The organism is Saccharibacillus sp. CPCC 101409 (assembly GCF_030518235.1).
In the GTDB taxonomy this organism is placed as follows: Bacteria; Bacillota; Bacilli; order Paenibacillales; family Paenibacillaceae; genus Saccharibacillus.
The window spans coordinates 496,157-509,216 of the sequence record NZ_JAULSA010000001.1 but is presented as its reverse complement, the minus strand read 5'-3'; the positions used below and the strand labels follow the sequence as shown (position 1 = coordinate 509,216).

The 13,060-nt window shown below is 53.1% G+C and carries 16 protein-coding genes; 1 reads left to right on the top strand and 15 read right to left on the bottom strand.

The window, feature by feature from the left end; all coding sequences use genetic code 11:
• Nucleotides 1-10: 10 nt before the first annotated feature.
• The 15 genes from QWJ34_RS02115 to QWJ34_RS02045 form a co-directional block, all read right to left on the bottom strand.
• Nucleotides 11-604 (bottom strand): putative phage tail protein, encoded by a 594-nt coding sequence (locus QWJ34_RS02115; protein ID WP_302725394.1) that lies wholly within the window; start codon nt 602-604, stop codon nt 11-13.
• Nucleotides 597-1,736 (bottom strand): baseplate J/gp47 family protein, encoded by a 1,140-nt coding sequence (locus tag QWJ34_RS02110; protein WP_302725393.1) that lies wholly within the window; start codon nt 1,734-1,736, stop codon nt 597-599. Before QWJ34_RS02110 ends, QWJ34_RS02115 begins: the two co-directional genes overlap by 8 nt.
• A 1-nt stretch (nt 1,737) precedes the next feature.
• Complete coding sequence (locus QWJ34_RS02105) at nt 1,738-2,196, bottom strand: DUF2634 domain-containing protein (RefSeq protein WP_302725392.1); 459 nt, start codon at nt 2,194-2,196, stop codon at nt 1,738-1,740.
• Entirely contained in the window at nt 2,189-2,473 is a 285-nt protein-coding gene (locus QWJ34_RS02100) for a hypothetical protein (protein ID WP_483314230.1), read from the bottom strand. Before QWJ34_RS02100 ends, QWJ34_RS02105 begins: the two co-directional genes overlap by 8 nt.
• Nucleotides 2,466-3,452 (bottom strand): XkdQ/YqbQ family protein, encoded by a 987-nt coding sequence (locus QWJ34_RS02095; RefSeq protein ID WP_302725391.1) that lies wholly within the window; start codon nt 3,450-3,452, stop codon nt 2,466-2,468. Before QWJ34_RS02095 ends, QWJ34_RS02100 begins: the two co-directional genes overlap by 8 nt.
• Nucleotides 3,449-4,081: a LysM peptidoglycan-binding domain-containing protein gene (locus tag QWJ34_RS02090; RefSeq protein ID WP_302725390.1), complete on the bottom strand. Its 633-nt coding sequence runs from the start codon at nt 4,079-4,081 to the stop codon at nt 3,449-3,451. Before QWJ34_RS02090 ends, QWJ34_RS02095 begins: the two co-directional genes overlap by 4 nt.
• Before the next feature lie 51 nt (nt 4,082-4,132).
• Nucleotides 4,133-6,130, bottom strand: coding sequence for a DUF456 domain-containing protein (locus QWJ34_RS02085; RefSeq protein WP_302725389.1), 1,998 nt, complete (start codon nt 6,128-6,130; stop codon nt 4,133-4,135).
• A 29-nt stretch (nt 6,131-6,159) separates the two neighbouring features.
• Entirely contained in the window at nt 6,160-6,288 is a 129-nt protein-coding gene (locus tag QWJ34_RS02080) for a hypothetical protein (RefSeq protein WP_302725388.1), read from the bottom strand.
• A 23-nt stretch (nt 6,289-6,311) separates the two neighbouring features.
• A complete protein-coding gene (locus tag QWJ34_RS02075) occupies nt 6,312-6,746 on the bottom strand; it encodes a phage tail assembly chaperone (protein ID WP_302725387.1) in 435 nt (144 codons plus the stop codon).
• A gap of 145 nt (nt 6,747-6,891) precedes the next feature.
• On the bottom strand, nt 6,892-7,299 hold the full coding sequence (locus tag QWJ34_RS02070) for a phage tail tube protein (protein WP_302725386.1): 408 nt from the start codon (nt 7,297-7,299) through the stop codon (nt 6,892-6,894).
• A 145-nt stretch (nt 7,300-7,444) separates the two neighbouring features.
• Entirely contained in the window at nt 7,445-8,902 is a 1,458-nt protein-coding gene (locus QWJ34_RS02065) for a phage tail sheath family protein (protein ID WP_302725385.1), read from the bottom strand.
• Nucleotide 8,903: 1 nt separating this feature from the next.
• Nucleotides 8,904-9,092, bottom strand: a complete 189-nt coding sequence (locus QWJ34_RS02060; protein WP_302725384.1) for a YqzN/YkzM domain-containing protein — start codon at nt 9,090-9,092, stop codon at nt 8,904-8,906.
• A gap of 51 nt (nt 9,093-9,143) precedes the next feature.
• On the bottom strand, nt 9,144-10,142 hold the full coding sequence (locus QWJ34_RS02055) for a hypothetical protein (protein ID WP_302725383.1): 999 nt from the start codon (nt 10,140-10,142) through the stop codon (nt 9,144-9,146).
• Between the two features lie 390 nt (nt 10,143-10,532).
• Nucleotides 10,533-11,270 (bottom strand): hypothetical protein, encoded by a 738-nt coding sequence (locus QWJ34_RS02050; RefSeq protein WP_302725382.1) that lies wholly within the window; start codon nt 11,268-11,270, stop codon nt 10,533-10,535.
• 216 nt (nt 11,271-11,486) lie between these two features.
• Nucleotides 11,487-12,329, bottom strand: a complete 843-nt coding sequence (locus QWJ34_RS02045) for an RlpA-like double-psi beta-barrel domain-containing protein (RefSeq protein ID WP_302725381.1) — start codon at nt 12,327-12,329, stop codon at nt 11,487-11,489.
• Between the two features lie 301 nt (nt 12,330-12,630).
• On the opposite strand from QWJ34_RS02045, the gene QWJ34_RS02040 reads away from it, so the two are divergent.
• Nucleotides 12,631-12,873: a type B 50S ribosomal protein L31 gene (locus tag QWJ34_RS02040; RefSeq protein WP_302725380.1), complete on the top strand. Its 243-nt coding sequence runs from the start codon at nt 12,631-12,633 to the stop codon at nt 12,871-12,873.
• The last annotated feature ends 187 nt before the right edge of the window (nt 12,874-13,060 follow it).

Here is a 13,060-nt window from a genome sequence, read left to right as displayed (position 1 = left end):
TATCCTCCTATCAGTTAAAGGAAATTTTCGTCAAAGGGATTTGATTCATTTGCGTGATGGTCAGGACATTATGAATCTCACTAATTCTCAAATACCTTAACTGGTAATGTACGTCCAAATGCGCTGGTTTAACCGCTTCGATCGCCGCTTTCAGATCATCAAGATTCGGCGGTAGGCCAATTGTATCGATAAATGTGATCGTAAATCCGTATTCCTCTGGTTGAAACGTCACTTCTACCGCTCCGCGTTCATAAGCTACCGCCACATTTCTGACGAGACTCCCCGAGAACTTCCCGCCCCCACGCAGCTTCGACTCCACGACGGAGCGCCGCTGCTCGACCGGCTTCGCCGGATCGACCGTAATGCCGAGCTCGCGTTCCCACACTTCCAGTCCCCAGGTCGCCGTACGCACAAAGAACTGGCCCAGCGTTTCATTCAGCGCCGCATAGAGCAGATCCATCTCCCGACCTTTGGTTTCCGCGTCCGAACGCATAATGCGCGAATTCTCGTAGTAGCCGGGCAGGTAAGAGAATAATTCGTTCCCTTTCGGAGATACCGGCAGATCCTGCGCTTCCACTGGGCCCTGGCCCAATTTCTCATTCATGCACCGTCACCGTCCCCAACACCGCCACCTGATGCTCTTCCATCTCCAGATTCCGGTCGCCGGTTCCGTTCACGGTGAGATCCGTGTAGTCGATCAGCGGCGGGATATCGAGCAGGATCGCCGCGATACGCGTATACCGGACAAGCGGATCTTGAAAAGCAAGCTGCTTGAGATACGCGGTTACGCCCTCTTCGATCTGCGCTTTGACGTCTGCTGCGGACGCGCCGCTGGCAAGCGTCGGCGTCACTTCGATATCGATCGGCACTTCTTCCGCCGGCATCACGGTGACGACCGGACCGGCCGGAGCCGCGCCTTCGCCCTGTCCGTCCTGCGTCGGGTCGATATACGTTTGAACCGCCGTCACGATCGAACCGCTTGCGGCGCGTTTGTCGTTGTCCAGCAGATAGATCCCGACGGTGCCCGGCCCTGTCCAGAGCGGAATCACCCGGCTTGCGCCCACGCCCGGAATCTCGCCGGCCCACTGCATATACTGCGCTTTGTTGCCGCTCGTCCCCTGATTGCGAACTTTGGCGTAGAAGCGTTCGAGCAGCGAGGCGTCGGATTCGATGTCGGAGCCGCCGACCACCGACGCCGCGTTGATGACGCCCGTCACTCCGGTAACCGGATCGGACAGCAGCGCAATCGAACCCGGCGGAACATTGCCCGCGCTACCGGCGGCGATTGCGCGAATCGGCGCGGAAGCTCTACCGCTTTCGTCCAACGTAACGGCGGCGGTCGTTTCATACTCTTTCGACGCTTCGCCGGAACTTTCGTCCGAAGGCGAAGCGACGGTCGTGCCGACCGGAACCGTTCGCCCCGGTTCGCCCGTAAACGCCACCGTCCCTTCGGCCGGAGTCGCAGCGCGCCGCGTTACGCCGTGCTCCGCCGCGCGCAGATCCAGTTCTTCCGAGCGGAAGTTTGCATCGGTGCTGGCAACCGTACTCGCAAATCCGCGGCGCAGCAGTTCCTGTGCCCACAGCGCCGCTTCCGACAGCATAAATGCGGCCGGCGCCTGCGCGTCCCACAGAAACGATCCTTCCGACTTGTCCAGATCGGCAGGCAGTCGGTTCAGCATCCGCTGCATAATCGCTTCTTCCGTTTGTTCTTGCAGATAATAAGGAAATTCAGCCAATTCAGCTCACCTCGCTTTCCAAAAATTCAACGTCTTCCTGAACGCTCGTTACGCGGCAGGTGAACGTGCATCCGTCGCCGTCCCAGGCAAAAGAAAACTGATCGACGCTCCCCGTACGCTCGTCGGCCAGCAGCGCTTCCGAGGCCATGCGCTCGATCTCGCTTTCGACGATCGCGTGGTCGTAACCGCTGCCGATCAGCTCTTCCAACTCACTGCCGTAATCGCGCGAATAGATCACATGCCGGTAGCGCGGCGTACGGATCGCTTTTTCGCACCACTGCACCCAGGCTTCTCGCGCATCCGCAGCCGCGATCCGGCCGCTGGGCGTCGTCACAAACTCGCCTTTGCTGTAATCGAATTTCCAGCTTCGGCCGAACGAGGGCGCCGTCGATTCGTTTTCTGCCGGAGCATTCTCTTCGCCCCAGTAAAAGTCCGCGGTTTCGGGAAACAAATTAGCCATCCGCGCCCACCACCTTGCACAATACGACGATATCGCTGCCGCCGTTGACCCGGATCGCCAGTACTCGGTCGCCGGGCTTGAACCCGCCGCTTTCCGGCATTCCCGGCAGCTCGGCGAGCAGATAATCCTGAATCTCATGCTTGAAGTCGTCCAGTTTGACGCCCGAAGCCGTTACCGTGCCCAGCACGCCGCCCAGGCCGCTCGCCATCTGCCGGGTATGCCCCTTCATTGCGGAGCTCATCATATCGGCAAATTGTCCATACGGATCTTTAGTCAAGATAAAACCTCCTTTTGACCGACTCTTCGGTCGCCAGCTCCAGCGTCATTGTGCCGGGATTGCCGAGATCGTGACTGGCCGATGTGACCAGCAGCTTCATCCCGCCAAGACGCACCGCGTCGCCGGCCCGAATCGTATTGATGTCGGGCGCCGTCACCGTAAACGTCTCCTGAATGCCGGTCAGGTAACTTTCCGCCAGCTTTTTTGCGGCTTTCGCACTTTTGACCTGATCGTCGGAAACGACTTTTTGCAGCGTGCCGAGTTCTTTCGTTCCTTTTTCCTCGACGGTCAGGATCTTGGACGGGACCTCTTTTCCGCTGGAAGATTCGGCGTCGGCCAGCACTTTGACTTTCGTGACGGCTCCTTCCAGCGTACGCATCTGCGCGACGTCGATCAGCCGGTCCAGCTCGTGCACCTTCGTATTGCTGCCGAGCTTGAACAGTTCCAGACCGCGATTGGTCATGCGCGGATGATACATCTCGCCGCCCGACTTTGACGTTTCTTTCAAATCCGCAAACAGCATCGAGAAAATCGTCTGCGAACGGTACACGGCTTTGCCCAGCTTCGTTTTCGTATCCGTCGGATCGTCCGCGAGGCGAATCCCCCAGTCTTTGGCGTACTTTTGCAAACGCTGGGTCGCCGTCTGGTCTTTGGGAAACAGATATTCGTCTTCGGATTTTTCCAAATAAATCATTCGGTCGTAAACGGTGAGCGAGATGCGTTTGGTACCGCTGTTGGTACTTTCCGCTTCCCAGATCACGCCGGGATTCAAGAGTGGGACCCACTCGTTCTTGCCAAAAGGCAAACCACTCACGCGAATATCTGTCCCGGGCGTCAGTACAGGCACGGACTGCGTCGAAGAAACCGCCAGACGGATGCTCGCCTGATAAGCAATTTGATCCAGCGCATCGCGCATACTGATCGTTTCGACCATCGGCGTAATATCGGTGCCGCCCTGCACGATCACTTTGTAACTCATGACGGCATCACCAGCTTTTGTCCCGGTTTGATCGAGTTCGGATTGCCGCCGATTACGCTTTTGTTGAGCGAGTAGATATCGTTCCATTTGGCGCTGGAACCCAGTTCCAACTTGGCAATCTTCGACAGGGAATCACCGCTTTTTACCACATACGTTTTGCTCGTCGTTTTCAGATCGGTCCTCGTTTTGCCTGCTTTGCCGCCCGCGCTGCTTTTCGCTTGCAGCTTCGCGTCCCGCCAGGTACGGAACGTCAGTTCGAAGTAGATATCGCCCGGCTCTCCTCCGCGAAACGAGCTGTTGTACGTGATCAGGTACACCGGAACGTTGATGCCGGTATGCGAGATGACGAGCCGGATCGGTTCGGCGGATACGAGAAACCGGTTCAGCACATTCACCGCCGCCATCGGATCGGGAATTTTGCGGAACCGGCAGTAAGAAGGATCGTATTCTTTCGGGAAAAAGGAAGAAAACGTGATCTCCTTGATCTTGTCTCCCTGCGCAAAATCGAACTCTCCGTGCTGAAGCATATTGACCGTCTCGTAGCCCTTGGAACGCGAAAAATGAATTTCTTCCGGGTTGACGGGAAAACGAAAACTTTTTTTCTTTCCGTAGAACAGATAAATGTCCACGGCTTTCCTCCTTTCCGGCCTGCGGCCTTGGAAGCGAGCACCTGATGCCGTTTACGTAGCCATCGCCTGTGCCGGCCCGCCGGAACCTCCGCCGCTCGGCTTGTAGTTATTGAACGCCTGCCGCACCTTCGCGACAATCGCGGCCCCAATCTTGCCTTCGATCTCGGCATAGTCGATCTCTTCGTGGATATCGAGCTGCACCGCTCCCTGCGGGATGGTGATGGAGACCTGATTGGTGACCTCGGTTTTGAAGTCTTTGAGCATGCCGGAGATGGCGCCGAGTTGGGTCTCGCTGAGTTGGACAGCTTCCGTTCCTGCTTTGGTGCCGTTGTTGCCGGGAACGGCAATTTTCGAAGCCAAATTCGCTTGATACACAGCAGACGTATTCAAACCGCTCGAAGCCATAGCCGCACCAACTGTTGCCGCCTGCATTTGCGGATATTTAGGTTGAGTTATTGCAGGGCTTGTAGTGCTGGATAGCGACGGAGCCATTGCAACAGTAGAAGGTGCTGTAGATTCTTCTACGGATTTTTTTCCAAAAAAGCTTTTGAATCTTTTTCCGACCCAATTTACTCCATCACTAATAGCTTTTCCGCCTTTTTCGAATACTTTTGTTTGTTGTATTAATTCCCCTGCTTTCCCACCCAAATAACTTCCTACCATAGCTCCGGCTGGGCCGCCGAAAAAAGCTCCGGCTGCAGTTCCGACAACAGATCCGATAGCTTTGCCTCGTTCTTCTTTTGGCGCTTGAAATATGGAAGCCACTCCAGATGCAACAGCAAGTGGAACGAACGCCTTACCCAAAAATTTACCTCCTGTTTTCAGGAGTTTTTGTCCAGGTATTTTTTCAACAAAGTTTTTTTCGGTATTTTTAAATGCTTTGAACTTTTCTCCTATGGAACTCATGAAAGACTTTTTAGGAAGGTTATCGGTAATGCTTTTTTCAGCATTCGTAACCGTTTTGAACGGGTTATTCATGGCTTTAGAGCCAATTTTCTTGTCCGCTTTCAAAGGAACATTTCCGCTTGTCTTTGGTTCTCCTGTTTTGATCGGTCCATAACGAGCGTTGTAAGATTCGAGTTTGTTGGAAAAAGGTTTAGGAGCAGAAGGCACTTTAGGGTCACCTGTTTTAATCGGTCCGTGACGATCATTATAAGTTTTAAGCTTGTCAGAAAAAGGTTTAGGAGCAGGCGGTGCTTTAGGCGAAACCTTTTCGGGAGTTTGAAGTTTGACAGAACCGGACCTTCCGCGATTCGGTCTGTTTAATCCGCCATTGCTTGACGTCTTGTTTGAAGTTCCTCCACCTTTTTTTCCTCCACCTGCATTTGCATCAGGGTAGAACTTTTTCTGCTGGTTCATTTGACGCATTTTCGCAGATCCACGATAAGAAAAGTCTACCAGAGCTAAAATGGTATACAGACCGCCCAAAACTCCCATGATCTTACTTCCTATACTTTTCGGCTCTTCACTTTCAGCAGTTGATTCAGCAGCAGATGATGGTTGAGACATCAAAATTTGAGCGGTATTGCTTCGGATAGCTTGTGTATTTGCTTCAACAACAGTGGCCAGTGCTGACAAATTCTTGTTCAAACCAGGATTTTCTTCTGAATCGGATACCTGTTTTTCTCCCATTTGCACTTTCACAGTTCCCGCTGCGCTTAAAGTAAGATTATTGAATTGTTTGATTTTTTCTGTAATGCTATCCAATTTGCTTGTAAGATTGTCAGTCAGTCCGATTTGAATACCAATCTGCAATCGGCTTAATCTTGAAGTTACAAGGTAAAGGGAAGAAAACTCTTTGGAAGTAGCAATCACTTGCCGCTTTAAATTTTGGATGCCTACATCGTAATTAACACTTTGCAGCCTGCGAGCTGCTTTGTAGACTTGATCGAAATAACGAGAAGTAAACTTTAACTCGCTATTCAGTTTTGTCAAATTTTGATATCTTGTTTGTCCAAACCGATCAGAAGCACGTTGGATCTGTTCAAAGTAGCGTATAGTAGCTTTAAGTTCACCAGAACTAGCTGCAAAATCTGCTGGATTTGCCATAGGATCACCTCCTTATTTCATATGAATTTTCATTTATGATCGCTCAGCGCTGCCAGCTCTTCTTCCGAAAAAGCCAGCAGCAGCAATCTCTCCCCGCGCGGCAGCTTCCAGAATTCTCCGGGACGGAGATGATGGCGTACCCACATGTGGTACATCATCGTCGTCACCCCGCCGGAGTGGATCAGTTTTTTACGTCAGCGAGCTCCACGCCGAAGCCGGACAGCTCCAGGACTTTGTCGCCGACGGCGTCGAGTTCGCCCGCCAGCAGCATGCGGCGCACGGCCTGTTCGCCGCCCGACAGCTTCAGCCGGCTTGTGATGCGCGGATCGCCCCAGCCGTTCAATTCCAGCCCTTTGACTTCGAGCTTCGCCGTCGCTTCGGAGATCAGCAGCGCGTTGAAGGTTTCGCTGTCCACTTTTTCTTCGGTGCGGCCTTTGACCGTTTTGCGCACCATGCAGCGCTCGCGGATGCCGTCCACTTTGCTGGACGTCAGGCCCCGCAGCGTCATGCGCAGATCGAGGCGGCGGATCGCCACCGTTTCTTCGGGCAGTTTGTCGGCCGCTTCGAACAGGACGTCCAGGATTTGTTCTTCGGACAGGTTTTCGTTGATGCTCATTTACAGTTCCTCCTCGGATGGTTGAATGGAATGGGTGGATCGTTCAGGCGACAAACGGCATGGGAAAACGGCCGCGCGCCGGATTTTCGGCTCCGCGACCTCCCGTGCGCCGCTTGCGGTGCGTTGAGACTTTTGCCGCCTACAATCAGCCCGCCGTAATCGGATCGAGCAGTTCGTAGCCTTCGAACGTAAACGTCGTTTCTTCCGCGACTTCTTCGCCGGCCGTCCAGTTCGCGAGCTGGATCTTGTCCGGCATGCAGCGGATCAGGCGCACGCGCTCGTGACCGTACGATTCCGGATCGTCCAGTTTGGAGATGATATCGAACTTCTGGAAGCCGCGGCGGATCATATCGGACGTCACTTTATAGCCCGTCATGGTGCCGGTGCCTTTTTTGGCGCCGTTCTTGTGTACTTTCCAGTCCGTGCCGACCAGGTTCAGTTCGCGCTTCTCGATCTCCACGCTCGCTTCCAGCTTATTGATATGCGTTTGCCATACCCCGTCGATATGCAGTTGGCCGTAGGTGCCGAGAATGACTTTCGAAGCATCCAACATAAAATAATTCCTCCTCAAAATGGGTTGTCTTTGTATTGCGATAACGGCTTGCGCCGGATTTTTAATGGTTCTACTGTTTACGAAAAGGCTCGAAAGACTGCGGCTGCCGGCCGGAATATTCTACTGCCGGCCGCTGCCGCCGATCTTACTGTACGTAAAACGTGCCGAACAGCTGCTCCATCACATCGGCCAGCTTGACGTTCCACTGCAGGAACACCTGGTCCGCTTCCGGTTTCAGGATCGGGGCGCTGCCGTAATAAGCCGGATCGAGCACGACATTGAAGCCGTCCGCTTCGATCACGCCGCTCTGGGCGAGCAGGGTCAGGTACTCTTTCATCGCGCCGATCAGGGCCAGACGGCCTTCTTCGGTGTTGTTGACTTTGCCGATGTACGAATCTTCCGCCGTGCGCTGAAGATCGCTGCTGATCGCGTCCATGACGCGTACCGAACGGATCTTTTTCCAGGCGCTGTTCTGGCCGGCGCCCGGCGTAACCAGCGTGTTGATGCCGCGCAGCGTCTTCACCTGGCGTCCGTCGTGGAACAGGATGAATACGCCGTTCTTCACGGCCGATTCCTGCTCGGAGCGGGTCCAACGGCGGGTGACATCGTCGAAAGGAGCCGCATGGTACGTCGTCGATTCGTTCAGCCGCTGGCCGGCGATCAGGCCGGCGACGTAAGCGCTCGTCTGGGCCGAACTGTACGAAATCTCGCTGAGTTTGACACCGGTGCCCACGTTGACGATGCCTTCATGGTTCAGCGCCGCCGAACGAGCCGCCGCGATCTCGGCCGCTTTGGACGAAGTATCGTCCGCCTTTGTACCGCCGACGACGAGAGTCACGCCGCGCCCTTCGCTGCGCAGACGCTTGATAAAGCCGGCAAAGCTTTGCAGCAGCGCCGAATCGGCCGCGAAGTCGAGCGCAAGCACGTCGAAGTCGGTGCCTTCGAGCGCGGTCTGCGCCGCGATGTATTCTTCATTGGTCAGTTCGCCGCTGCCGCTCGCGCCGCCTTCGAACGCTTCGCCCGATACCGGCGAAGGCTTCGATTCGGCAGCAAGCGCTTCGGCCGTGATCCACAGATTGTCCGGATCGGCGTTAACGGCCTCGGCCAGTGCCGCGGCGCTGCCGTCCGCGGAAACGAATGTGCGCAGCAGCTTGGCGCCTTCGTACAGACGCAGTTCAAGCGTAGCGGCATCGGTCACGCCGGGCTGAACCGCGACGCGAAAAGCGTTGCCCCGACTGCCCGTGTAAGCGGCGGTCAGACGCAGCGCGTCGGCCGAGCCGGATTTGAGCGTCAGCTCCGCTTTGGAAGCCGCACTGTCGGCTACGCGGTAAGCGAGCAGCTTCTTCGGTCCGCCCAGCAGGGCAAGGTGCAGCGAGTTGTACGCCGTGGCGCCGCCTTCGCCGTCGTTCGAGTAAATGAGGCCGATCGCAGCCGTGCTGCCGATTTCGACAAACTGCCGTTCCGGTCCCCAGTTGCCTTTGACCAGCACCGCGACCGTACCGCGACTGCCCGGCTGAACGGCCGAAGCCGCTGCCGCCTGAAAATTCATATAAAGTCCGGGAAGGACCGATTTTTCCGTTGTGCTCCAAATTCCGCCTGCCATATTACTTCACCTTCGCTTTCATAAATTGTTTGATCTTGTGTGCCGCCTGTTCCACAGTGAAGCGCTCCGCCGTTTCCGAGTAGAGCGCGCCGCTTACGACTTCTTCGCGCACGCCGAACAGTTCGCCGGCGTGCAGCATCAATTCGGCCGGCGTATAGCCGGCGGCCGAGCTGCGATTCTTCTGCGTCATATCCATCCCGCCTTTGGTTCGAATAGCCGTCGACAATCTTGGCGGCAGGCGTCAGTCCGCCTGTTTCAGTTCCACCCGCCCGATCAGAACGGGCGGTGCGGTCTCGCCCGGCCGGTCGCCGCCGGGCGCCGCGGCGCGCTCCAGCACATCGAGCCGGAGCTGCCCTTTCAGGAAGCCGTCGGCTTCCAGATCCGCGGCTACGTCCGCGATCGTCGCCCCGCGCCGCCCCGACGCGGACGGCGCAAGCCGCTGCGCCGCGCTGAGCCGCTCGGCCAGCCGCGAGAGCGCTTCGCGCTCCTCGGCCGATCCGCGGCCGAGCACATGCGCGGCGTAGGTCCGCCGCACATCGAAAGCGGACGGCTTCGCCGTCACTTTGCGGCTGCCCGCAAGCCGCCAGAGCACGCACGGGCGTGCAAACGCGGCCGGCCAGCGGTCCGCCGCGATCTTCCAGTCCGCGCCGAGCAGCGCGGACGTCAGCTCCGCCAGCGCGGTGAGTTCCGCGCCGGCTTCGCCCGGCCCGGCCGCTTCGCCGGCCGGACGGCGGTACGCCGCGAAGCGCAGCCCGCGCGTCATGCCTCCGAGCGCCGCATCCGCGCGGTCGCCGTCGGCGGAACCGAGATAGACGCAGGTGAAAGCTTCTCCTGCGTCCTGCGCGGCGGCTGTCCGACCGCCGCTTACCTCCCCGCCCGCTTCCGCGCCGCTTTGCGGCGCCTGCGCCGATCCGGCTGTTCCGGCGGCCGATGCGCCGCTATCGTCCTTCCGCTCCCGCGCCGCAGTCGATGCGCCGCTTGGCTTCGAATCGGCAATCCGCGGCGATTCCATGCCCAGCACCGCTTCATGCAGCGCGGCTTCGATCCCGGCCGCCAGCTCTTCCACTTTGTCGAAGCCGCCCGCTTCCTCGTCGGCATACGGCCAGACCTTGACGATGCGCCGATAACCGGCCCAGTCGTTCTTGCGAATTTCTTCGCCGAAGGTCACGACCGCTCCGTATCCGGCATAAGGCTGCCCGGCCGGCGGCAGATTCCCGACGCGTCCGGCCAGTTCCGGCACCCGTTCTTCCAGAGCTCGCTTAATAATCTCGCGAATGACGAGTCCTCCTTTCTTTACGCAAGCCGGACGCGAGGCCGCCGCCATGACTCCGGCAGCGGCCTCGGCCGTTGTACCTTTTTAACTTTCGGTTCTTTCTTCGGGAGTCTCGCACAGATCCGGTTTACGCCGCGCAGGCATACAAAAACGGCTGCTTCGTCCAACAGGACAGCAACCGTCGATTATGCTAATTTTAGCTTCTTCGAGCTTTCGGCGCCCGGCCTCTCGCTCAACTTCCCGATGATACAATCTTACCGCGTTTTTCTCCAAGCGGAGACGGAGAAGCGTCCGATTTCCGTCCGATAAAAGAATGAAAAAAAGCGATTTTAGGTCGTATAAAGTCTGAGCCTTCGATCACAATTCTTTCAATGTCTCATTCGAGACGTATTGATAAGTTCTTTTTGTTTTATTATTAAACGAAATCTCGAATTTATTTGAAGTCGCTTCATAGTTCACTATAGTTGCATTAAGCTCCTGATTAAGATCTGTATTCTTGATTTCATTATTTTTAAAGGTATAAATCGAAGTCTCTGTGGCAGTTCCTACAGAAGCTATAATTTCAGAACGATTATCTTGATCAAGATCTATTTCCAAAGTATTTGCTTCTACACGTAAAATTGACTTTGGAGTACTCGCTTTCAAATCAATATACACACTTACTGGAGCATTAGCGCCCAGCGAGCCTGTAATCTTAAGCAGTCTTTCTCCAAAAACTTCGATTTCTTTTGCATCATACTCATATTCTTGATTAGACCCGATTTGACCCAATGAGTAAAAATTAGTCTTATGCTGAATCAAAGCCATGACCGAAGAGTCTTCTTTCTTTTGATAAATATAAAGAACACCTTCTTTTAAACTCATCTTCTTGATTATCTTTACATTCTGCAGTTCTTCTCCACTTATTGGTTGTAATTGTTGCTCCTCATTCACATTTTTAAAGCTAAGACTTATACTTTTAGCGGTTTTCTTATTACTCTCAATTTTCATTACATTCTGTTGCTGATTCTGTAGCCCGGCTTCCTGCTTTGCTTCATTACAACCACCTATCATTAAACCCAAGGTAACTGTACTCGCAAATAAGATCTTTTTCATTTTATGATCACCTCTAAAACTTTTTAAAAACAATATACAATAGCTGCACCGAATAGAAGTTACACTTCGAATACATTTCATATACAAAATGTAATACTTGGATTTTCACTTCTACCTTTAAAGCAATATTTAGAATTTATAATTCAAAATAAAAAGAGCGTCATGAATAGAAAATTATTCTATTCAGATCACTCTTTTTATTTTGGATTTTCGGATTCAACTTCCCATCAATTCAATTTGAACTGTATTACTTCCCATTGGTTTTCCGATAGAAACCCATGCGCGATATGTTAATTCTACACCTCGATTAGCCGGAGCCGTATCCGTAACCCTTACCACAATAGACTGATTACTCGCTTTATTAATTACTTTTATAAACTTATTCCTATACAGTGAGCTCCAACTATTACTCGAAGTCATTGCACAAGTCAAATCGCCTGGATGAAGAACTTCACCATTTCCAACTGTTACATTTAGAATGTTTTGATAAGAAGTTAGATCACCATACCCACAATCACTCGATGTTGTCCCAGGATTCGTTCCTTGACAAGGATGCCCATAGAATTCGCAACTAGCATTACTAGAAATAATCGAAGATGAAGCTAATTTGTTACTGGGTACTATCAATGCTTTCAATGGATTGCTACCATCAGCTCCAGAAAAATTAGGGATTACCGCATTTCGCAGTCTATTTGCGATAAGCAAAGCCGACACCCAAGGAGTACTAGAGTCTGTAATAGTAAGGATAGCCGTTTGTCCCACTCCTCCAGTGTTCTCCCAATTACTTGGCTCATAGAGTTTTTCTGGGTAAGAGGATCCAGAATACAGATAAGTAACCTGCCCTGTATTCTTTCTAACTCTTGGACAAGATACAACATACGAACCATTTGCATAAGAAGGAGTAATGAAATCAAGATCACGATTCGTATCCGAAAAAATGTAATTAAGACGATCACGGATAGCATTCATTTGCGAAAGAGTACCACTGTAGATAAAAGAACTGTTGACCAACAAATTGTAAGTGTTCCCGTTGTAAGAAACTGTTGCTGTGTTTGGCATTTTTGATTCCTCCTAAATAAGTTTTATTAACAAAATAAACTTGTATGTTAGTACGGTAATTTGCACCTCCCACAGAATTCATCTTTCTTTTCTGTTAATATAAGGATACTATTTTCATGAGTAAGCGAAGACGAAAAAAAGGCGAATTTATGGATGTAATTCAGCTAAAAAAAGACGAGCTTTAAAACTCCAAAATTGATATTTCAGCCCTCTTCCGATTTCAATATTGTCAACACGCTTGCCCTGTGCTACTATATAGTGTATGTGATTATTGATTATTACGTGAAGGAGTTGAAAATAGATGAAACAAGGAATCCATCCGGATTACCAGCCAGTGGTATTCATGGATACGAGCACGGGTCACCAGTTCCTGAGCGCCTCCACTCGTAAATCCAACGAATCCGTTGAATGGGAAGACGGCAACACGTACCCGCTGATCAAAGTGGAAATCACTTCCGATTCGCACCCGTTCTTCACCGGCAAACAAAAGATCCTGGACGCCGGCGGCCAAGTGGAACGCTTCAAAAAGAAATACAATCTGTAAGATCAAGTTCGCCTCGCGAACTTCTACGACCAGGCAGCGGAATTTTCCGACGCCTGTTTTTTTTGCTTTTTCTACCGGTTCGAACGCAAAAAAGAAGGACTTCGGCGGTTTCCCTGCGGAAACGCGAAGTCCTTCTTTTTCGATTTTTGCTCTTTCCATTTTCTCGCTCGGTTTCGCCCCGCCCCGC

Bases quoted from the DNA above. Each gene is read 5' to 3' on its own strand.
- QWJ34_RS02050 (WP_302725382.1), bottom strand. From the start codon at position 11,270: ATGAAAAAGATCTTATTTGCGAGTACAGTTACCTTGGGTTTAATGATA.
- QWJ34_RS02040 (WP_302725380.1), top strand. From the start codon at position 12,631: ATGAAACAAGGAATCCATCCGGATTACCAGCCAGTGGTATTCATGGAT.
- QWJ34_RS02085 (WP_302725389.1), bottom strand. From the start codon at position 6,130: ATGGCAAATCCAGCAGATTTTGCAGCTAGTTCTGGTGAACTTAAAGCT.
- QWJ34_RS02115 (WP_302725394.1), bottom strand. From the start codon at position 604: ATGAATGAGAAATTGGGCCAGGGCCCAGTGGAAGCGCAGGATCTGCCG.
- QWJ34_RS02045 (WP_302725381.1), bottom strand. From the start codon at position 12,329: ATGCCAAACACAGCAACAGTTTCTTACAACGGGAACACTTACAATTTG.
- QWJ34_RS02060 (WP_302725384.1), bottom strand. From the start codon at position 9,092: ATGACGCAGAAGAATCGCAGCTCGGCCGCCGGCTATACGCCGGCCGAA.
- QWJ34_RS02095 (WP_302725391.1), bottom strand. From the start codon at position 3,452: ATGAGTTACAAAGTGATCGTGCAGGGCGGCACCGATATTACGCCGATG.
- QWJ34_RS02105 (WP_302725392.1), bottom strand. From the start codon at position 2,196: ATGGCTAATTTGTTTCCCGAAACCGCGGACTTTTACTGGGGCGAAGAG.
- QWJ34_RS02080 (WP_302725388.1), bottom strand. From the start codon at position 6,288: ATGATGTACCACATGTGGGTACGCCATCATCTCCGTCCCGGAGAATTC.
- QWJ34_RS02075 (WP_302725387.1), bottom strand. From the start codon at position 6,746: ATGAGCATCAACGAAAACCTGTCCGAAGAACAAATCCTGGACGTCCTG.
- QWJ34_RS02070 (WP_302725386.1), bottom strand. From the start codon at position 7,299: ATGTTGGATGCTTCGAAAGTCATTCTCGGCACCTACGGCCAACTGCAT.
- QWJ34_RS02065 (WP_302725385.1), bottom strand. From the start codon at position 8,902: ATGGCAGGCGGAATTTGGAGCACAACGGAAAAATCGGTCCTTCCCGGA.